The following is a 19,708-nucleotide window of genomic DNA, read 5'->3' as shown; positions in this document are numbered from 1 at the left end:
ATATTGTAAAGGTTTTATTGAATAGAACAGTTAAAGAATGCTTCACTCAAGTACTACATATTTAAACGTAGGTTTTACATCTATTTTGTTTTAGTAGTTTCAGGTGTATGTCGAGTAACAACAACTTGATTTGAGGTATTGGCACCAGAACTTCTGCTTGTTGGGTGGATAAGTGGAGTTTGGAATGGCTTATATGTACGGTTTAGTTCCTTCATTTCTATTTCTTCAACTTCAACAAGGGGTTTTTCTTTTGGGGTATAGCGATTATGCGTTGCAGGTCGTTCAGTGAGATTTTCATATGTTTCTTTCAACCAAGTTCCGATATCATACATAAATCCATACGCTTTTTCTTTAAATTCTCTCAATGATCTACTGAAACTTGCTAGTGTGTTATTAAAGTAAATTGTCATATAGTCTCTTGTGGTGTATTGATAACTTTCTCCATCTAGTCTGCTACTTTGTGCGTTATACCAATTCTCATTACTAGTGAATCAAATAAGCGGCATTGCAGAGTTTTTTAATTGTGGAGTGAGAAAGAGAGGTAATAAATTTGCACAAAGCGCTCTCAAGCAAAGCAATTGTGTCGTAGATTTTGTTACGCAAAATGTTCTGTTTTATATATAACCAAAACCTCTCAACAGGATTGAGGTCAGGTGAGTATGGTGGTAGGTATATAATGTCGATATTTTTAGGTACTTTTAAATTTTTTGACTTATGCCAACTAGCACAATCCATGATAAGAAATGCCTCCCTTGTTCCTAAATATTGTGACATCTGCTCAAGGAATATATTCATACAATCAGTATTGACGTTTGAGCTAGAACTTTCTCCATTTCTGGGATTAACTGCACTATAGAGATAAAAATTTTGCCTACCTAGTTTTACCTTAACCTGTGTCCTAATGCCTTTTTTAAACCACCCGTGTCCAATCTTTGAATGTGTGCCAAACCGCGATTCATCGAAGAAAAATAGCTCTTTTTCAGGATACATGACAATAGTTTCATTAAGATTTTTTTTTAAATTCCTCTTGTTTACTTTTATCTTGTCCGTTATGCACTGGTCTTGGTGTGATATATGAGAATTTCATTCTTTGCATATTACGGTGTACTGTAGATTTGCTGATATTCAAACCAAACTTTTCTTGAATTCTTATTTTCATTTCTTTTATAGTAATATTGGGGTTTTCCTCTATCCACACCTCAACTTGTTCACGTTGACTTTGATTCAATATAGTTTTTCTACGGCGTTGAGGCGGAGCAAATAATTTTTCTTCTCTGCCAAATTTTAGGTCATGCAGTAAGTGCCTTTCTTGAAATGCAGCATATCTTTGCTACGGCTGTTATACTGTGCTTTTTTGCTGCAATTACAGCATTTAGTTTTTTTGCAACATATGCGTTATTTCTTACTTTCTTCAGCATTTCTTTTGCTGATTCCACCACTTTTTCATCCAATAATTTTGATCTTAATGCCATTTAAACCTCGCTACTTTACTTACTTCAGTATGGCTTTTTTTCTATTATTGTCTATCCGTTACTTGTGTAGCGGGCATTGGTATTAGAACTATTGTTGCTTTTGAAATAACCAAATATGTTGTACATTTTGAGCTACCGCTGATTATTAATATACATATATTATGCATTAATAAATTAAAGTTGTCAAGAATTTTACTACTTGCACTCTGTAAAGTTTTTGTTGTGTACTTTGAACTTTGAGAAAAATGGACGCCTAAATTTGACAATTGTGAAAATATTAGTTAAAATTATTGTATGTTAAGTATAGTAAATAGGAGAAAATATGCCTACTAATTCTGATGAGCAAAGAAAACTTTCACTTGAAGAACGGATAGTTATTACGTCTTTAACATCTGTGGAAAATTTAAGAATCCATAATGTTGAATCAGTTAAAAAAACGACTGACATAATAAGTTATTATGTTGAACAAATAAAGGAGCCCTTTGAGGAATTTATTAAGCAAATCAATGAGATACATACTTCATTTATGTGGGAACTTGATCGTCTTGATCATGATACTTTGAGAGAACACTTTAATGAAGGAGTAACAATAGATGCACTAAAAGAACATGTGCAATCTGTTGGACAATACTTAGAATGCACTTCAAAGATTTTATATAAATTTGGTAAGTTAAATGATGAAGAAAAACAACAAGGTAGTGATTTAGTAGCAGAAAAACTTAAAATAATAGAAGAGATTTCAAATCCTAAAAGCAAGCCAAACGCTTGTAGAACTTGTTGTGCTTTAAGTGGTGGTGCAATTATTGGAGCAGCTATAGCATACCTTGCAGGAGCTGCCACTTTAGCTCCTGCTATTGTTGCTGTTGCAGTATTTATTGCAGCCACTGTTGTTGGTGCACTGGTGGGTTATGGTATTGGAAAATCTTGTGAAAAGGTCAGTGAAGAAAGGCAAAAGGATCGCCATATGAGCATAGGTACTGTGATTAAGAATGTCCTTACTCCTGAGTGTTTAAAATCACAATCGCAAGTTCATCCATAAGGTAGGCATTTAGTATTGACTTTACAACAATAGTCACTTTAAATTAGTAACTATTGTTGCAGTTAAAGTATCAATGCCTTTTTTCTTTTATTTTTTTGCAATTCTCAGCATTTTATCTGCTGTATGCGTAATTAGTGTAAGAAATCCTGTGCATGCAGTATTATTTTTAATTTTCACCTTCGTTAACTCTGCAGTTCTTTTCATTCTCCTTGGAGCTGAGTTCATTGCTATGATGGTGATGATAGTATACATCGGTGCGGTTGCGGTGTTGTTCCTCTTTGTAGTTATGATGCTCGATATTGACTACATAAGGTTGCGCCAGGGTTTTGCAAAGCATTGCACTCTTGGTGCTATGTTGTGTGTTGTGTTTTTTCTAGTCATCAGCTTTGTAATCCGCAGCTCAGCACCGAATATAAGCAATGTTATAAACTATAATACCAATAATGTGAAAGCTATTGGTAATTTGCTGTATACCGACTACATGTACGCTTTTCATCTTTCTGGTATTCTGCTGCTTGTTGCAATTGTCGGTGCAATTGCTCTTACTTTGCAGGACAAGAAAAAAGGAGTTAAAAAACAGAATGTATTAAAGCAATTGACACAATCTTCATCTGTAAAATTGATTAAGGCTAAATTTGGAAAAGGAGTAGAATGGAAATAGGATTAAATCACTTTTTGATAGTTGCTGCTGTTTTGTTCACTATTGGAGTGTGCGGTATTTTCATCAACCGTAAGAGCATAATCAATATATTGTTATCAATAGAAATATTATTGCTGGCAATTAATATCAACTTAGTTGCTTTTTCTGCCTTTATGAATGATATAGTTGGGCAAATTTTTGTGATGTTTGTGTTGACTGTTGCGGCAGCAGAGTCAGGAGTTGGGCTTGCAATATTGGTTGTATATTATAGAAGCCGTGGCAATATAGATGTTGAACAAGCAAATTTAATGAAAGAATGAAAGTATGATGGATATACTGAAATTAATAGTATTTTTGCCACTTTTTGGTTCGCTATTTGCAGCACTTTTTAGAAAAAGTCAGTTAGTTACAACGGCAGGGATTGGAATATCTGCAGTTTTATCTTGGTATGTTTTTCTCACCTTCTCTGAAAATTATCACTTGAGTTTATTTCCTTTGTTTTCATTGAGCATCTTAAAAGTAAATTGGGCAATTAGTGTGGATGCTCTCTCATCCTTAATGCTTATTGTTATTACCACCGTTTCACTGGTAGTACATCTCTACTCTATCGGTTATATGGAGCATGATAAGGGGAAGTCGAGGTTTTTTTCTTACCTATCGCTATTTACGTTTTGCATGATTGTGCTGGTTGTAAGCGATAATTTCGTGCAGCTTTTTTTTGGCTGGGAAGGGGTTGGCCTATGTTCTTATTTACTCATAGGATTTTGGTTCCAAAAATATTCTGCAAATAATGCAGCAATTAAAGCATTTGTTGTGAATAGGGTAGGAGACTTTGCACTATTGATTGGAATCTTTCTTATTTATTATACATTTCACTCTTTGAATTTTACTGAAGTTTTTGACACAACTGATCTTCTTGGCACGCAGAACATTAGGGCATTCTGCTGTGAATTCAAAGTAACTCATATAATATGCATATTACTTTTTATTGGCTGTATGGGTAAATCTGCACAGCTTGGTTTACATGTTTGGTTGCCAGATGCAATGGAAGGGCCAACTCCTGTTTCTGCACTTATTCACGCAGCAACGATGGTAACAGCAGGTATATTTTTAGTAGCAAAGTGTTCTCCATTGTTTGAGTTATCAAATGTGGCACGAGAATTAATAGTTATCGTTGGAGCACTCACTGCTTTTTTTGCAGCCACCGTTGCAATTACTCAGAACGATATAAAGAAAATAATTGCTTATTCAACCTGCAGTCAACTTGGTTATATGTTCATGGCATGTGGGCTTTCTGCTTACAATGTTGCTATTTTTCATTTAATGACACACGCTTTTTTTAAAGCTCTACTATTTCTTGGTGCTGGCAATGTGATTCATGCAATGCATCATGAGCAAAACATTCAGAAAATGGGAAATTGCTGGAAGAAAATCCCTTGCACTTACGCTCTCATGTGGATTGGATCTCTTGCGCTTTCTGGGATATTCCCATTTGCAGGTTTTTATTCAAAGGATTTGATAATTGAACATGCTTATAGCACGGATAGCTTTGCTTTTGTAATAAGCTTAGTTGTTGCATTCTTCACAGCGTTTTACTCTTGGAGGTTATTGCTTCTTGTGTTCCACAGCCAAAAACAAAGTAAAATTAATATATATGAGGCACCAAAGATTATGCTTATACCATTACTGATACTCGCTTTTGGATCAGTATTTTCTGGAATATGGGGAGCAAATATTTTGAACATAACTAGTAATGCGTTTTGGAAATCAAGTTTAGTGATGATTGATGAGCATGGAGTTCATAATTTCTTTATAAAACTACTGCCAACCTTAACAAGCCTAAGTGGAATAGCACTTGCGTACCTAATTTACCAATATCAAGTAATTAGGCAAATTAAGAGTAAATTTTTACTTAAGTTTTTGCAGAATAAATGGTACTTTGATGAGGTGTATGAGTTTGTTATAATTGCACCGATAAGGTTTATATCTAGGCTTCTATGGAAGTTTGATGTTAAGGCTATTGATTCATTTGGACCAAATGGTGTTGTAAGGTTGGTTAATGAATGTTCAAAAAGTTCTATAAAGTTACAAACTGGTTATATATTTGATTATGCATTTATTATGTTTGTTACTTTAATAATCGGTGCTTTATATATTATTGGAATTAAATAGAAGGTGTTGTTACTTAGTATATTTTTGCTTCCACTGATAGGAGCGTTGATTTTATCCTTAATCAGGATTAATCATCAATCTATACACTTAAGATTCCTTGCTCTATTTTTTGCTGTACTTCCATTTTTGCTTAGCATTGTAGCTTGTATAGAATTTGATTATAACGATGCGGACTTTCAGTTTGTCAGCTACCCAATTAGAAATGTTGGAATAGGGATAGATGGTATATCGTTGCTTTTCCTTCTGCTTACAACTTTCTTGTTTGTAATTTGTATACTCTACAACTGCAAAATGAGTTATACAACCCTTAGGCCATATATGGCATCATTTCTACTGCTTGAGAGTTTTGTAGTCGGTTTTTTCGTTTCACTGAATGCTATAAGCTTTTATGTGTTTTTTGAAGCTGTTTTAATACCAATGTTCTTTATTATTGGCATCTGGGGAGGAAAACACAGGGTATATGCAACGTTTAAGTTGTTTCTTTATACATTAACTGGCTCATTATTATTTCTACTTGGACTGGTTTACATCTATAGCATTTTTGGGACGTTTAATATACAAGAATTAGCTACATTAGTGCCAAGCCTTGATCTTGAAGTGCAGTCATTGCTGTGGATTGCATTTTTTATTTCTTTTGCAATAAAAGTACCGATGTTTCCATTTCACACTTGGCTTCCTGATGCGCATGTGCAATCACCAACTTCTGGATCTGTGATTTTAGCTGGCTTGCTTATTAAAATGGGGGGATATGGATTTTTAAGGTTTTCTATTCCAATGCTTCCTCAGGCAAGTTTGTATTTTTCAAATTTCGTTGTTGTGCTGAGCATTATTGCGGTGATATATGCTTCTCTAGTTGCGTTTGCTCAAGATGATATAAAGAAGTTAATAGCTTATTCTTCAATAGCACATATGGGGATCGTTACTGCTGGCCTCTTTTCATTTTGTGAGGAAGGAGTACTGGGTAGCATATTTCAAATGATTAGTCATGGCCTTATTTCTGCTGCTTTATTTTTATGTGTTGGAATGCTATATACTCGAACTGGAACTTTGGAGATTGCAAAATATTTTGGCATAGTAAACACAATGCCAAAATTTGGTTTTATGTTCATTTTATTTTCAATGGCTTCAATAGGGCTACCTGGAACATCTGGGTTCATAGGTGAGTTTTTGGCTATGGTTGGGATGTTTAAGAGCATAGGGTTTTTTACAGGATTTATCGCACTTGGCACTATTTTAAGCGCAGTTTATATGCTGAATTTATGTAAGCAAATAATATGGGGGGTTAGCTATTCTAAATTATTAAATAACCGCTTGGATAGCATAGAATTTTCTGTCTTAATTCTGCTTGCAGTGTTTGTTATTTTGCTTGGATTCTACCCAACCCTTACACTGAATTATTTGAAGCCATGTATGGCAATTTTGTTAGTCAAATATGATGCGCTATGAATTATATACAGATATTGCCGGAAACGTTCTCTATTATCTCCTCGTTAGTGTTGCTACTGCTTGGAATTATATTTAACCGCCGAACTATCAACTTATTAGCACTTGGCTGCACAGTGGTAACTTTGATTATTTTAATTATTTCGGCAGAAAACAATGAAATTTTTCTCTTTAATTCGTTGTTAAAACTCAATTTATACATCAGATCAGCCCAAGGGTTAATTCTCAGCACAGGAATTTTAATACTTTTGATGCTGAATTTATCAAAATATGACTATAAATATGAATTTTCAATACTGATTCTTTTTGCGCTATTTGGCATGATAACTTTGGTTTCAGCAAATAGTCTGATTTCTTTTTATTTAGCTTTTGAGTTGATGAGTATATCTTTGTATGTTCTTGCGAGCTTTAATAAAGATTCAGCTTATTCATGTGAAGCAGGAGTGAAATATTTTACACTTAGTGCACTATCTTCCTGCATTATGCTATATGGAATGTCGCTGCTTTATGGATATACAGGACAAGTCAATTTCTCTGAGCTCGGTTCATTCTTGCAAAGCCATCAGATAACTTATGGAATAGTTTTTGGATTAGTCTTTATCCTAATTGGTTTGTGTTTCAAGCTTGCTATTGCTCCTTTTCATATGTGGGCTCCAGATGTCTATCAAGGTGCACCTACCATAGTAACTGCGTTTTTTTCTACGGCCCCAAAAGCTGCACTTGTAACATTTTTAATTCGATTGATGAATGAAGAGTTAGTAAATGTAAAAAGTTATGTTCAGCCTATTTTCTTATACGTTTCAGCATTGTCTGTGCTTATCTCAGCTTTTGGGGCCTTGCGTCAGCAAAACTTAAAAAGGCTGCTTGCTTACAGTTCAATTGGTCACATTGGTTTTATATTTGCTTCACTTTCTATTTTTACACAAGCAGGAACAGATAGTGCCTTAATGTATTTGGTGATATATATCATCACAAGCATAGGACTATTCTCATATTTCATACAAATGAACGATGATGATTGCAATATCGCAAACTTGTCTGGTATAGGGAAGAAACACCCAATTGTAGCATTTCATCTTTCTGTACTGTTACTCTCGATGTCGGGAATACCTCCACTTGCAGGTTTTATCGCTAAATTTTTTATATTCAAAAGTTTAATAAATTCTGGCTTTATCAGCCTGTCTTTGACCCTTGTGGTGGCGAGTGTTGTATCGTGTTACTATTATCTAAATATTATAAAAGCTATGTATTTCGATAAAGCTAGTGGTAATAAGGTTGCTTATTCTAAGGGCCTATTCATTATCACTTCGGTGGCTTCGCTGATCAACCTCGTTCTTTTCTTGTACGTTTTACTCACTCATTGAACTAAAGGGCTGACAAGGTGACCCCTGAGGGTTTTCATATTCATCATTACAAAAAAGTTTCAAGCACTAATAAAGAAGCGTTGGATTTAATTGATAAAGGAATATCAAATGAAACCGTTATTATTGCCGATAAACAAACAGAAGGCAGGGGGCGCACCGGAAAAAGTTGGGTTTCTCCAGAGGGTAATTTTTATGCGAGTTTGGTGATAAACCTCTTTAACGATTATCTGAATGAAAGCCAGCTTTCGGTGTCATTCCAGCGCGTGACGCTGGAATCTAGAAAAAAAGAAGAATGGATCCCAGTGTCAAGCACTGGGATGACATCAGAGGGCATTGGGATGACAGAGAAGGGTTTGGTGAATAAAATTGCGGATGTTAGCAAATTAACAGAATTGACTTTTGTTACTGCTCTTGCTGTTGGAAATACTATACTGTCATTTATAAATGGTCTAAATCTCCAGTATAAGTGGCCAAATGATGCCCTTATTGATGGCAAGAAAATAAGTGGAATATTGCTTGAAAAAAGATCCAATTCGAATTGGCTCATTATAGGAATTGGAATTAATGTCAGTCATGCACCACTTCCAGGAACAACGTGCATTAGCAATTACGGTGAGTCTGTGTCTAACATAGATCTGTTAAAGGAATTAATAATAAATTTTAATAAGCTAAGAAAGCAATGGCTATTTGATGGGTTTTATGCTATAAGAGAAATGTGGTTAAAAAAAGCATTCAAAATGAATGAGCAAATCAGTGTAAAGTTAGCTGACAAATTGTATGAAGGAATTTTTGCTGATATAGATAAAAGTGGTAAATTGGTGTTGCAGCAAAAGGATGGAAGCTTAATTTATTTTGATGCAGGTGAGTTATTTATTGGCAGTGCATTATGAATACGTATGTAATTTTTGCTTACCTTATTAGTTTCACGCTGATTGCTGGAGAGCTAATTTTTACCATTTCTTGCTATACTAAAAGTAAAAAAATTCTAGAAAGCCTGAAAGATAATAATGAAGAAGAAACATAAGCGATTACTTATAACTTCAGGAATTTTCTGCTTTTTAAGCTGCATAGTCTTTTTTATTTTAACAACGCTCAAAGAAAATATCTCATTTTTCTATACAGTAAGTGAGGCAATAGTTTTACCAAATAGTCAAAAGCCAATCCGTGTTGGTGGAATGGTTGTTGAAGATAGTGTGATACGGAGCGAAAGTGAAGTAGTTTTTCAAATGACAGATTTTAACAAAAGCGTTGTGGTAAAATACCAGGGAATACTTCCACCGATGTTTTCAGAAAAAAGTGGTGTTGTTGTGCAAGGTAAAATGTCTGATAATAATACCTTTCTTGCAGATACGGTGTTTGCAAAACATGATGAGAACTATATGCCGAAAGTTTTAAAATAGATTCCTTAATCTGGCTATATTGAAATAGTATGTAGAGAGAGTAACAGCCTGCTAGCAAGCTGTTACTTTCTTAACTACCACAATATATCAGGATGGGTTGGTGCTGTCCATTCATCTTGATCTATGTCTATGTCCTCACCACCAGATTTTTCTGATTTTAGTTGTTTTATCTCTTCTTGCAAATCATTAAGCTTTTTTATTAAATCTTTATTATTGTTACCAACCTCTTCAATTAGGTTGCCAAGTTTACCTTTCTCTGTTTCTAGATTAACGTTTAATGCGCCAAGAGACTCTTTATTAGAGTGCAGCACATCGTCCAAATTAGGAACAAACCCATCATTTAGGTCTTTGACTAATTTATCGAAAATCTTGTGAACATAACTAACTTGTGCATTATTTTCTTTCTGTTTCTCAAAAGATGAAGGTCTATGTTTAACTTCTATTTTGTCCATTATTTTGAAATTGCTTACATTCTTCTGTTCACTGTAATCACTCATATTAACTCCTATAAAAAATTAAAATTTCAAAGTTAGCTAAACTACATATAGGTAATCTTCCAAAATTTCCTAAATTCCATACTCACTCTGAATATACTCTCCCATCATCGTCAATTCAGTATCAATACCTTGAAAATATGGGGCTTGCCATCCCTCTTCATCTATATTTATGTCCTCATCACCTGTTCCTTTAAGCTTGTCGAGTATCTCAATCATTTTCTCGTTCTGTTTACTCTGCTTTTCAAGTTCCCCTTTTAATGCATCAATAATAGCTTTAGACTGATCCTTACTGCCGAGATCACCAATCACAGCTGTCACTTTCTCATAAGGCAGTTTGTGAATGATGTCTTTAAGCTCTTCTGCACCTACGTTATCCAAAAGTTCTTTAAACTGCTCATTAGACATATTGCGAGCAAAAGCTTGAAGTTTGTCTGGGTTGTCAACTAAAGACTTAATGATAATCTGAATCTTATTAGAATCAGTTAAATCCTGAGCAATTGCTTCGAGTTTCTCAGGATCAAGCTTATTAACTAAGTCTTTCAGTTGTTCTTCTTGCAGACTATTTACTAAAGCTTTCAACTGTTCACCTTCTAATTCTTTAGAAAGTATTGTCAAGTGGTGCTTAGCCAAGTCTTTTGCAAGCACTGTAAATTGCTCGTCATTTAAAGTTTTAATAAGTGCTTTGAACTGATCCACTTTTAAGTGAGGTAAAATTTCTTTTACTTGCTCTGGATTTAAGTCTCTAACTAGAGCTTCAAGCTGAGCATCATTTAAAATAGGAACAATTATTTGTAATTTTTCTGGATTTAGTTCCTGAGCAAGAGTTTGTAATTGGTGGTTGGTTAGATGATCTACTAAAGCTTGGAGTTGGTTATCTGTTAAGTTCTTTGCTAAGGTCTGTAGTTGGCTTGAGCTCAGTTCAGGAATTATTTTTTGCAGTTGCTCGTTACTAAGAGTATTGGTAAGAGTTTTTAGTTGGTCGTCTGTTAGGCCCTGAATAAAAACTTTGGTAAACGTGCTTGATAGCAACAGTAGCACATCTCTTATATGTCTCTCACCGTAGTATAACATAATGTCTTGTAATACCTCATTGTCAGGTGAATCGATTATATTTCCTGCCTCGTCTGAAAAATAATATTTATTGTTGCCAGTATCTGAATCTTCCCATGTTACATATTTGTATTCCAATTTTTTTGATTTAATAGAACTGCTACACATAGTTTTGAAAGGCTGCACAAGCTCTCTTGTATATGATAACTTAGCCAACTCATTACCGTAATATACAAATGTATGGTTACTTTTTACATAATCTAAGTTAGAATCACTTTTATAATCTTTGGCTACCAGATTTCCTTCATTTTCTTCCTCCAGACATATGTAACTGTCTAGGCAAGAACTGCTGCAAAGTTTTATAGGCAATAAGCCTAGTACTACATCGTTTTTATCATCCAGCGATACAAGCTCAACTTTTTTAATAGGCATTGTAGGATCATTACCTTCAGGCCACTTTATCCTTGTAGTCGGGGTTTTTCTAAACACCTCTTTTCCAGGTATCATCTTAAAAACATGCTTTTTTCCACTCATAGGCGTTACCAATAAATTAATTGTTAGTATTCTAACATTTATTGATTAATTTATTGTTAAGTTAGTATATATTACAATTGTAATAACCAACATTACTTGTGTAGAGAAAAGTTACGAAAAGAAATAGAGATTTTCAGGGAAATAGTATAAAACCCTCATAGATTAAAATAAGCTGCTTTGACAGGTTTTGTGGCGGCTAGAGCTGTATAGACTGGTGGAGGCAAGCGGGATCGAACCGCTGACCTTCTGCGTGCAAAACAGATGCTCTACCAGCTGAGCTATACCCCCAGGTAATTCTTGCTTAAAGCATAAATCACTCAGGCTGAAATGCAAGAAATATTTATCTATTAGGCTATTGCTAAATAGTGTACAAATTCTGCAGGGTGTACACACTTCTCTATTTTTTTGTCTCCTTAGCGTTATACGTCACACCATCCAAATAAATCTGTGAACTGAAAATTAACAAGAAGTTTTCCTTTAAAAATTTTTTAACTAAATTATCACTAACACAGTATATTATATAATTTATTTAACCACACATGAAAATTTTAGTTTGATTAAAACGGATAAAAACTATATTACTATTGAGTATAGCTGAAAAATGAAATGATCCCGTAGCTCAGCCGGTAGAGCAACTGACTTTTAATCAGTGGGTCACGCGTTCGAATCGCGTCGGGATCACTCACAAATTTTGAAAAACATGCTAAAAGAACAAGACAAAATATTCACCAACCTAAATGGTAAAGAAACTCCACTACTTGAGGGTGCAAAAAAACGTGGTAGCTGGCAAAAAACAAAGGAATTACTGGATTTAGGATCAGAAAAAATCATTGATGAAGTAAAGAAATCTGGTTTGAGAGGTCGAGGGGGTGCAGGATTTTCCACCGGCCTTAAGTGGAGCTTTATGCCCAAAAATCTCCCAAAAGCATATTTAGTAGTCAATGCAGATGAGTCAGAACCTGGTACATGTAAAGATAGAGATATATTGCGATATGAGCCACATAAGTTACTTGAGGGAATTCTCCTGGCCAGCAGAGCGATCAGCGCATCAGTTGCATATATTTATATCAGGGGTGAATTTTATAATGAATATTTAGTTCTAAAAAAGGCACTTGAGGAAGCCTATAAAGAAAACTTAATTGGAAAAAATGCCTGCAAATCAGGTTATGATCTTGATGTGTTTATCCATAGGGGCGCAGGAGCTTACATATGTGGGGAAGAAACAGCTCAACTCGAATCAATTGAAGGAAAAAAGGGCTTTCCTCGCATGAAACCTCCATTTCCCGCAGGTGTTGGACTTTTTGGCTGCCCGACTACAATAAACAACGTTGAAACTATAGCCATGGTTCCAGATATTCTGAACCGCGGAGGAGAATGGTTTGCATCTCTTGGTAAACCAAATAATACTGGTACCAAGGTCTTTTGTATTTCAGGGCACGTAAACAACCCGTGTAATGTTGAAGAAGAGCTCGGAATTCCATTACGTGAATTAATTGAAAAATACGCAGGTGGAGTGCGAGGAGGTTGGGATAATTTACTTGCTGTAATACCTGGTGGGTCTTCAGTGCCATTAATTCCAAAATCTATATGTGATACTATTGAAATGGATTTTGATTCATTAAGAACTGCACAATCAGGGCTTGGTACTGCTGCTGTAATAGTGATGAATAAATCAACTGATATAATAGCTGCAATAGAGAGGTTATCACACTTTTATATGCATGAGTCCTGTGGACAATGCACACCATGCCGTGAAGGTACTGGATGGATGTGGAGGATTATGAAGAGGATGGTGGCAGGAGATATTAAGCCTGATGAAATAGATAAGCTGCTTGACCTTACAACTCAAATAGAAGGACATACAATTTGCGCACTTGGCGATGCTGCAGCTTGGCCGATTCAAGGATTAATAAGACATTTTCGCCATGTTATCAAAGAGAGAGCGATAATTTAACTTTACTTATACTTCTTAAGCCGTCTTGCTACTTAGCAACCAGAGCTAAAAAATATTGATTCCCTTCCCTTTTAGGTGCTAATTCTACCTTTGCGATATCTTCAGTGTCTCGAATTAGCCGTTCTAATTTTTCCAGTCCAACTTCAGTGTTTATAAGCTCTCTCCCTCTAAATCTCATTGTGACTTTAATTTTATGTCCGTGGGCAAGTAAGTCTCTTGCTTGACGCAATTTTGTTCCGTAATCGTGATCACCAATATTGGGACCCAGTTTAATTTCTTTTATAGTTAATGTTTTTTGTTTCTTTTTTGCTTCACTTGCTTTCTTTTTTATATCATACTTTTGTTTGCTATAATCCAGAATTTTACATACTGGAGGGGTTGAATCAGGTGCAATTTCTACCAAGTCTAAACCAACACCCTGTGCAAGCTCCAAAGCTCGTTCTATTAGCACGATTCCGACCATTTCACCACTATGATCAACTAAGCGTACCTCCTTAGCTGTGATGAATCCATTAATTCTGTTTTTATTGTTCTTTTTAACTTGCAAACTTTAACTCCCTTAATTCAAATTAATACTTTTTAACAACAATTCAATAGCCTTCTCCAAAGAAAAAGACTCCTGTCTTTCCGATCCTAAATTTCTCACTGACACAGTTTTACTTGTAACTTCATTTTTGCCTACAATCCACAATATAGGAACCTTGTTTGAACTATGCAAACGTATCTTATAACTAATTTTTTCATTGGTCAAATCAGTCTTGACTCTCACACCTTGTTCTTTTAAAATATTGCTAATTTCTGTGGCGTAACCGTCAGCTTCATTTGTAATGGTCAGAATAGCAAGTTGCGTTGGAGCAAGCCAAACTGGAAATTTTCCTGCATAATTTTCTATCAAAATTCCGATAAAACGCTCAAAAGTCCCAAGAATTGCCCTATGTAACATGACAGGGTGATGCTTGTGCCCATCTGCCCCTATATAAAAAGCTCCCAGACGTTCTGGTAAAATGAAATCAACTTGCAATGTTCCACATTGCCAGCTTCTGCCTATTGCATCTTTCAAAACAAACTCTAGCTTTGGACCATAAAATGCACCTTCACCAGGGCTCAGTTCATAACTCAAGCCCGCTTCTTTAACGGCTTCAAGCAGCGCTTTTTCAGCTCTATCCCACACTTCATCATCTCCTGCCCTAACATCTGGACGGTCTGAAAATTTCACAGAAATTTCATTGAACCCAAGCTCTGAATATACTTCTTTTAAAAGGTCACAAAACTTTATAGTCTCAGAATTCACTTGTTCTTCCATACAAAAAATGTGTGCATCGTCTTGCGTAAAACCACGCACTCGCATCAGTCCGTGCAATGAGCCTGAGCTTTCATTCCTATGACACGTACCAAATTCTGCCATACGTATCGGTAAACCACGATAGCTTCTGGTGTGAGAATTAAAAATCTGCACATGACAGGGGCAATTCATGGGTTTTATTGCTAGCTTTTTGCTTTCAGATTCATCAACAATAAACATATTTTCACGAAACTTATCCCAATGTCCAGATCTTTCCCACAGCTCTTTACTTACTAAAATAGGAGTTTTTACCTCAAAATAGCCATTATTTATTAGCTTCTTTCTGATGTAAGACTCAAGAACATTATATAGAATATATCCTTGTTCATGCCAAAAAACCTGCCCAACAGCTTCCTCTTGAATGTGAAATAAATCCATATCCTTAGCAATTTTGCGGTGATCACGTTTTTCTGCTTCTTTGAGGCACTCAAGATAAGCGTTTAATTCATCCTTATTTCTCCATGCTGTGCCATATATTCGCTGCAACATTGGGCCCTTTGCATCACCTCGCCAGTATGCACCCGCTACTTTCATAAGTTTAAACGCTTTAACTCTACCGGTTGATGGTGAGTGCGGACCACGGCATAGGTCAACAAAATCACCTTGCCTATAAACAGTTAGGTTTTCACCCTCTGGTATGGATGAGATAATATCAACCTTATATTTTTCGCCTATACCACTAAAGAAATCAACTGACTGCTTGCGAGTCCAAACTTCTCGAACAAATCTGTGGTTACTTTTTACAATCTCTTTCATTTTCTTTTCTATTGCGGTAAGATCGTCCGTAGTGAAGGTACGATCTGTAGCAAAATCATAGTAAAAACCGTCCTGAATTGTTGGGCCGATAGTAATCTGAGTATTAGGAAATAGCTCTTTCACTGCCTGCGCCATTATATGAGCAGCATCATGCCTTATTATATCTAAACCCACTTCGTCACTCAGTTGTATCACCTCTATCTCTGCATCAGCTTCAATTTCACGTGAGAGATCATGCAACTCACCATTTACCTTAAAGGCAATTGCTTCTTTCAAAACATCCGGTTGTAATATATCAAAGCCAGTAACTTTACCACTGTATTCTTTTACTTTTTGTTCGGCTGAAAAAGTAATCCTAATCATTTATCGACCCTTTTGTCTAACCCTCTCTTTGTCATCCCAGTGCGTGACACTGGGATCCATCTTATTTTTATAATGGAAATTAGTTTAACGTATGCTCCTAAAATCTGTTGTCCATTGCACAATTTGCAAATATTTTTATACCTGGACCCCAGTGTCAAGCACTGGGATGACACCTTTGTGTTTGAGGCAAAACAGGCTATAACATTTAACATACTGCCCTCGCAAACAAATGTTCGTACAGTTGTGTATCAGCTACTTGGATGACACCACCCCTAGTGGGCACTGCCCTTAAATCATAATGGATAACAGGGTTATAAGCTCTGAACATTAATAATAAGGTCTATTCTTTTTTAACCTGAGTGCAATTGCGTCTTCCCAAATTTCACCATTACGCAATAACTTTTCTTTATTGTACATTAGCTCCTCTCTCGTTTCAGTAGCAAATTCAAAGTTAGGACCCTCCACAATTGCATCAACTGGACATGCCTCTTGGCAAAGTCCGCAGTATATGCATTTTGTCATATCAATATCATAGCGCGTAGTGCGGCGACTACCGTCTTCTCTTTCCTCTGCTTCAATAACTATTGCTTGAGCAGGGCAGATAACTTCGCATAATTTACAAGCTATGCATCGTTCTTCACCGTTTGGATACCTACGCAACGCATGCTCACCACGAAACCTTGGACTTAAAGGGCCCTTCTCCATAGGATACCTCAAAGTAACCTTTGGCTTAAACATATATTTTAATGTAATAACAAACCCTTTAATTAACTCTACAAAAGACCAGTACCAAGCTAATTTCTTGAGCATAAAATATTTAAAACTTGTGTCAGTCATTATAAATCATATTATCAGTTTTCAAAATAAATATTTTCACCTGGGTGACTTTTTAGGTATTTTGGTTTCTTAAGTGTAATATTGCTAAGTAGTTTATATAAATAATGACAAACACAAATGAAACTATTTTCGCTTTATCGACCGTATTTGGTAAGTCAGGAGTTGCAGTAATTAGAATTTCAGGCAACTATGCGCTTAAAGCTTTAAATCATTTTCATATTAAGAAAGAAATTAAACCAAGATTTGCTACTTTAGTTGATCTATATGATGATTTCAATCAATTGATAGATAATGGAATAATCATCTATTTCCCTGCTCCAAACAGTTTCACTGGCGAGAATGTTATAGAGTTACAAGTGCATGGAAGTAAGGCAGTCATAAAAATCATCTTGGAGGAATTATCAAAAATTTTCGTTATGGCCAGGCCTGGAGAATTCTCACTTAGGGCTTTTCTAAATGGTAAATTTGACTTAACTCAAATAGAAGGAATTGCAGACTTAATTGACGCTGAGACGAAAATGCAAGCTAAACAAGCGATTAAGCAGATATCAGGAGAATTGGAGAGACTATACAGCAATTGGAGGCAAAGATTGATAACGATACAATCCAAAATCGAAGCATATATAGACTTTCCAGAGGACATTTGGGCAGAAAAAAGTGAGTTGGAAAAAATTAATAATGAAGTGCAATCTCTCGTGCGATTGATACAAGAGCATTTAAATGATAATAGACGGGGTGAAAGGTTGCGTGAGGGTTTACATGTTGTAATAACTGGTAAACCAAATGTCGGTAAATCAACTCTGTTTAATTTCTTAGCCAAGCGTGATATTGCTATTGTTTCTGAATATGCAGGCACAACAAGAGATATACTTGAAGCTCATATTGACATTGGCGGATACCCAATCATTCTCTCTGATACTGCTGGAATTCGTGAGAGTTCAGATCCAATAGAATCAGAAGGTATAAGTCGAGCGAAAAAGAGGTCTTTTGAAGCTGATTTAAGAATAGAACTATTTCCTTTTGAACAGCGTCATAATATCAATTGCAACGTTGTAAATAGCGATACTATTTATGTATTGAGCAAAGCTGACGATGTTATCAATAATCACAATATAAAAATTAATGGCATAGATTTTCTACCTATTTCTATTTTAAAGGGAATAGGTACAAACAAATTGATCTCTCTCATAAAAGAGAAGGCAGAGGAAAAATTTGGGCATGATAGAGACACTCCTGTAATCACTCGGCAAAGACATAGGAATCACATGAAGAAAGCACTGGAACATTTACAACGTTTTAATATCGATAATCCAATTGAGTTGATATCTGAAGATTTGAGGCTTGCTGCATTTGAACTTGGTGCGGTGATTGGAATTATTGATGTTGAGGAAATATTGAGTAGTGTGTTTAGCAACTTTTGCGTGGGCAAGTAAAGCTTTTATAGATTGCTTAAAATCAAATGTTGTGATAGAAAAGAAATGGACGGATGGCCGAGCGGTTTAAGGCACCAGTCTTGAAAACTGACGTACGTGATGAGCGTACCATGGGTTCGAATCCCATTCCGTCCGCACAGCATCTCGCTATGCTAGCTGATTTTTAGAGCTTATTTGGACTATGTGGTTCATAACGCTGGAAATCTTGTCTAATCTAGCCACATCTTTTAAAAATACATCCCTTTGTAAATTGACCTTGTTAGCAAAGAAAGCTAATATCTATAAATAGATCACCATCTGAATATGAAAACCGATATAGTAATAATAGGTGCAGGACCTGTTGGAATATTCACTGCTTTTCAAGCGGGAATGCTTGATATGAGATGTCATATAATAGATGTTTTGGATCAAGCAGGAGGACAATGCACAGCTCTTTACCCAGAAAAGCCAATATATGATATACCTGGTTATCCTGTAATTACTGCCCAAAAATTAATTGAGCAGCTAATGGAGCAAGCTTCGCCATTTAAGCCTATTTACCATTTAAGTCAAAAAGTAGAAAAGATTTCAAATAACGAAGGTGAAAACTTTACTATCATAACGAACATAGGTACAGAGGTAAAATGCAAAGCCGTTATCATTGCTGCAGGTAACGGAATGTTTGAACCTAACCGTCCACCCTTAAGTGCTATATTAGAATATGAAAATCAATCTGTATTTTACAGTGTAAATAAAATTTCTGATTTTCAGGATAAAACTATAGTCATTGCAGGGGGGGGTGATTCTGCCGCTGATTGGACTGTAGAACTTTCTAAAGTTGCGAAGAAAATTTATGTGATACATAGGAGAAAGGAATTTCGCTGCACTCCTGAAACTAGAAATAAATTAGAATCACTTGAAATTGATGGAAAAATAGAACTGGTAGTGCCATATCAATTACACGAACTAGCAGGAGGTAATGGGCAGTTGAGCGCAGTGATAGTAAAAAACATTGCCTCTAAGGAAGAAAAAGAAATATCCGCTGATTTTTTGCTGCCATTTTTTGGATTGTCAATGAATCTTGGTCCAATAAACAATTGGGGTATACAGTTAGAACATAGCCGCATAGTTGTTGATCCGACTACCTTAAAAACCAGTAGGGATAGAATATATGCAATCGGAGATATAGCTACTTATTCAGGCAAACTAAAGTTAATATTAAGTGGTTTTGCCGAGAGCGCCATGGCTTGTTATGACATATACAAAGTAATCCACAACTCTCCAGTCAATTTTCAATATTCAACTTCAAAGGGAATTCACGGGAAAGAAAAACTTCCTTGACAAACCTCGCCAGCTCCCTTATCATGAAACTGAAGCTATTGTATTTGCTTTCGCCAATCTGCAGATTAAAAGGTAAGGATTACTTAATGTAT

At 35.7% G+C, this 19,708-nt stretch carries 18 protein-coding genes, 3 tRNA genes and 2 pseudogenes; 14 read left to right on the top strand and 9 right to left on the bottom strand.

Annotation, left to right across the window (positions count from 1 at the left end; genetic code table 11):
* Nucleotides 1-80: 80 nt before the first annotated feature.
* Together WOCAOBSORBRA_RS00665 and WOCAOBSORBRA_RS00660 are read right to left on the bottom strand one after the other, a co-directional pair.
* Nucleotides 81-422: pseudogene (locus WOCAOBSORBRA_RS00665) on the bottom strand (WD_0964 family protein); the annotation flags it as partial.
* A gap of 61 nt (nucleotides 423-483) precedes the next feature.
* Nucleotides 484-1,472: pseudogene (locus WOCAOBSORBRA_RS00660) on the bottom strand (IS630 family transposase).
* Nucleotides 1,473-1,794: 322 nt separating this feature from the next.
* Here WOCAOBSORBRA_RS00660 and WOCAOBSORBRA_RS00655 point away from each other — a divergent pair.
* The 9 genes from WOCAOBSORBRA_RS00655 to ccmE all read left to right on the top strand — a co-directional run bounded on the left by WOCAOBSORBRA_RS00655 (nucleotide 1,795) and on the right by ccmE (nucleotide 9,530).
* Nucleotides 1,795-2,511 (top strand): hypothetical protein, encoded by a 717-nt coding sequence (locus WOCAOBSORBRA_RS00655; RefSeq protein ID WP_174515685.1) that lies wholly within the window; start codon nucleotides 1,795-1,797, stop codon nucleotides 2,509-2,511.
* A 73-nt stretch (nucleotides 2,512-2,584) separates the two neighbouring features.
* A complete protein-coding gene (locus tag WOCAOBSORBRA_RS00650; protein ID WP_006279581.1) occupies nucleotides 2,585-3,172 on the top strand; it encodes an NADH-quinone oxidoreductase subunit J in 588 nt (195 codons plus the stop codon).
* The gene (nuoK, locus tag WOCAOBSORBRA_RS00645; RefSeq protein ID WP_006012916.1) at nucleotides 3,163-3,471 is read left to right on the top strand and encodes an NADH-quinone oxidoreductase subunit NuoK; all 309 of its coding nucleotides are present in this window, start codon (nucleotides 3,163-3,165) and stop codon (nucleotides 3,469-3,471) included. The genes WOCAOBSORBRA_RS00650 and nuoK overlap by 10 nt, the downstream gene beginning before the upstream one ends.
* 4 nt (nucleotides 3,472-3,475) lie before the next feature.
* Entirely contained in the window at nucleotides 3,476-5,323 is a 1,848-nt protein-coding gene (gene nuoL / locus WOCAOBSORBRA_RS00640; RefSeq protein ID WP_155969443.1) for an NADH-quinone oxidoreductase subunit L, read from the top strand.
* A 3-nt stretch (nucleotides 5,324-5,326) separates the two neighbouring features.
* Entirely contained in the window at nucleotides 5,327-6,769 is a 1,443-nt protein-coding gene (locus WOCAOBSORBRA_RS00635) for a complex I subunit 4 family protein (RefSeq protein WP_174515684.1), read from the top strand.
* Nucleotides 6,766-8,130, top strand: coding sequence for an NADH-quinone oxidoreductase subunit N (locus tag WOCAOBSORBRA_RS00630; RefSeq protein ID WP_174515683.1), 1,365 nt, complete (start codon nucleotides 6,766-6,768; stop codon nucleotides 8,128-8,130). The genes WOCAOBSORBRA_RS00635 and WOCAOBSORBRA_RS00630 overlap by 4 nt, the downstream gene beginning before the upstream one ends.
* Before the next feature lie 17 nt (nucleotides 8,131-8,147).
* On the top strand, nucleotides 8,148-9,020 hold the full coding sequence (locus WOCAOBSORBRA_RS00625) for a biotin--[acetyl-CoA-carboxylase] ligase (protein WP_174515682.1): 873 nt from the start codon (nucleotides 8,148-8,150) through the stop codon (nucleotides 9,018-9,020).
* On the top strand, nucleotides 9,017-9,154 hold the full coding sequence (locus WOCAOBSORBRA_RS06610) for a CcmD-like small membrane protein (protein ID WP_179943858.1): 138 nt from the start codon (nucleotides 9,017-9,019) through the stop codon (nucleotides 9,152-9,154). The genes WOCAOBSORBRA_RS00625 and WOCAOBSORBRA_RS06610 overlap by 4 nt, the downstream gene beginning before the upstream one ends.
* Nucleotides 9,138-9,530, top strand: a complete 393-nt coding sequence (gene ccmE, locus WOCAOBSORBRA_RS00620; protein ID WP_174515681.1) for a cytochrome c maturation protein CcmE — start codon at nucleotides 9,138-9,140, stop codon at nucleotides 9,528-9,530. Before WOCAOBSORBRA_RS06610 ends, ccmE begins: the two co-directional genes overlap by 17 nt.
* A gap of 74 nt (nucleotides 9,531-9,604) precedes the next feature.
* Here ccmE and WOCAOBSORBRA_RS00615 read toward each other — a convergent pair whose 3' ends face one another.
* The 3 genes from WOCAOBSORBRA_RS00615 to WOCAOBSORBRA_RS00605 all read right to left on the bottom strand — a co-directional run bounded on the left by WOCAOBSORBRA_RS00615 (nucleotide 9,605) and on the right by WOCAOBSORBRA_RS00605 (nucleotide 11,899).
* The gene (locus WOCAOBSORBRA_RS00615; RefSeq protein WP_174515680.1) at nucleotides 9,605-10,027 is read right to left on the bottom strand and encodes a hypothetical protein; all 423 of its coding nucleotides are present in this window, start codon (nucleotides 10,025-10,027) and stop codon (nucleotides 9,605-9,607) included.
* A gap of 69 nt (nucleotides 10,028-10,096) precedes the next feature.
* Entirely contained in the window at nucleotides 10,097-11,611 is a 1,515-nt protein-coding gene (locus WOCAOBSORBRA_RS00610) for a magnesium transporter MgtE N-terminal domain-containing protein (protein WP_174515679.1), read from the bottom strand.
* A 212-nt stretch (nucleotides 11,612-11,823) separates the two neighbouring features.
* A tRNA-Ala gene (locus WOCAOBSORBRA_RS00605) sits at nucleotides 11,824-11,899 on the bottom strand.
* 320 nt (nucleotides 11,900-12,219) lie between these two features.
* Here WOCAOBSORBRA_RS00605 and WOCAOBSORBRA_RS00600 point away from each other — a divergent pair.
* Nucleotides 12,220-12,292 (top strand) — tRNA-Lys (locus WOCAOBSORBRA_RS00600).
* Between the two features lie 19 nt (nucleotides 12,293-12,311).
* Nucleotides 12,312-13,565: an NADH-quinone oxidoreductase subunit NuoF gene (gene nuoF, locus WOCAOBSORBRA_RS00595; protein ID WP_155969053.1), complete on the top strand. Its 1,254-nt coding sequence runs from the start codon at nucleotides 12,312-12,314 to the stop codon at nucleotides 13,563-13,565.
* A 28-nt stretch (nucleotides 13,566-13,593) separates the two neighbouring features.
* Here nuoF and infC read toward each other — a convergent pair whose 3' ends face one another.
* The 4 genes from infC to nuoI form a co-directional block, all read right to left on the bottom strand.
* Complete coding sequence (gene infC / locus WOCAOBSORBRA_RS00590; protein WP_065094376.1) at nucleotides 13,594-14,112, bottom strand: translation initiation factor IF-3; 519 nt, start codon at nucleotides 14,110-14,112, stop codon at nucleotides 13,594-13,596.
* A gap of 12 nt (nucleotides 14,113-14,124) precedes the next feature.
* A complete protein-coding gene (gene thrS / locus WOCAOBSORBRA_RS00585; RefSeq protein ID WP_174515678.1) occupies nucleotides 14,125-16,026 on the bottom strand; it encodes a threonine--tRNA ligase in 1,902 nt (633 codons plus the stop codon).
* Nucleotides 16,023-16,238, bottom strand: coding sequence for a hypothetical protein (locus WOCAOBSORBRA_RS00580; protein WP_155969049.1), 216 nt, complete (start codon nucleotides 16,236-16,238; stop codon nucleotides 16,023-16,025). The genes thrS and WOCAOBSORBRA_RS00580 overlap by 4 nt, the downstream gene beginning before the upstream one ends.
* Before the next feature lie 115 nt (nucleotides 16,239-16,353).
* Nucleotides 16,354-16,836, bottom strand: coding sequence for an NADH-quinone oxidoreductase subunit NuoI (gene nuoI / locus WOCAOBSORBRA_RS00575; RefSeq protein WP_174515692.1), 483 nt, complete (start codon nucleotides 16,834-16,836; stop codon nucleotides 16,354-16,356).
* A gap of 131 nt (nucleotides 16,837-16,967) precedes the next feature.
* Between nuoI and mnmE the strand changes: the two genes are divergently transcribed.
* The 3 genes from mnmE to WOCAOBSORBRA_RS00560 all read left to right on the top strand — a co-directional run bounded on the left by mnmE (nucleotide 16,968) and on the right by WOCAOBSORBRA_RS00560 (nucleotide 19,616).
* Complete coding sequence (gene mnmE / locus WOCAOBSORBRA_RS00570) at nucleotides 16,968-18,296, top strand: tRNA uridine-5-carboxymethylaminomethyl(34) synthesis GTPase MnmE (protein WP_174515677.1); 1,329 nt, start codon at nucleotides 16,968-16,970, stop codon at nucleotides 18,294-18,296.
* Between the two features lie 47 nt (nucleotides 18,297-18,343).
* Nucleotides 18,344-18,431 (top strand) — tRNA-Ser (locus WOCAOBSORBRA_RS00565).
* Nucleotides 18,432-18,599: 168 nt separating this feature from the next.
* Nucleotides 18,600-19,616 (top strand): NAD(P)/FAD-dependent oxidoreductase, encoded by a 1,017-nt coding sequence (locus WOCAOBSORBRA_RS00560; protein ID WP_174515676.1) that lies wholly within the window; start codon nucleotides 18,600-18,602, stop codon nucleotides 19,614-19,616.
* Nucleotides 19,617-19,708 lie beyond the last annotated feature (92 nt).

The organism is Wolbachia endosymbiont of Cardiocondyla obscurior, from assembly GCF_902713635.1.
GTDB lineage: Bacteria > Pseudomonadota > Alphaproteobacteria > Rickettsiales > Anaplasmataceae > Wolbachia > Wolbachia pipientis.
Note: the sequence above shows the minus strand (reverse complement) of the source record. Positions and strands in the feature narration are given on the sequence as shown.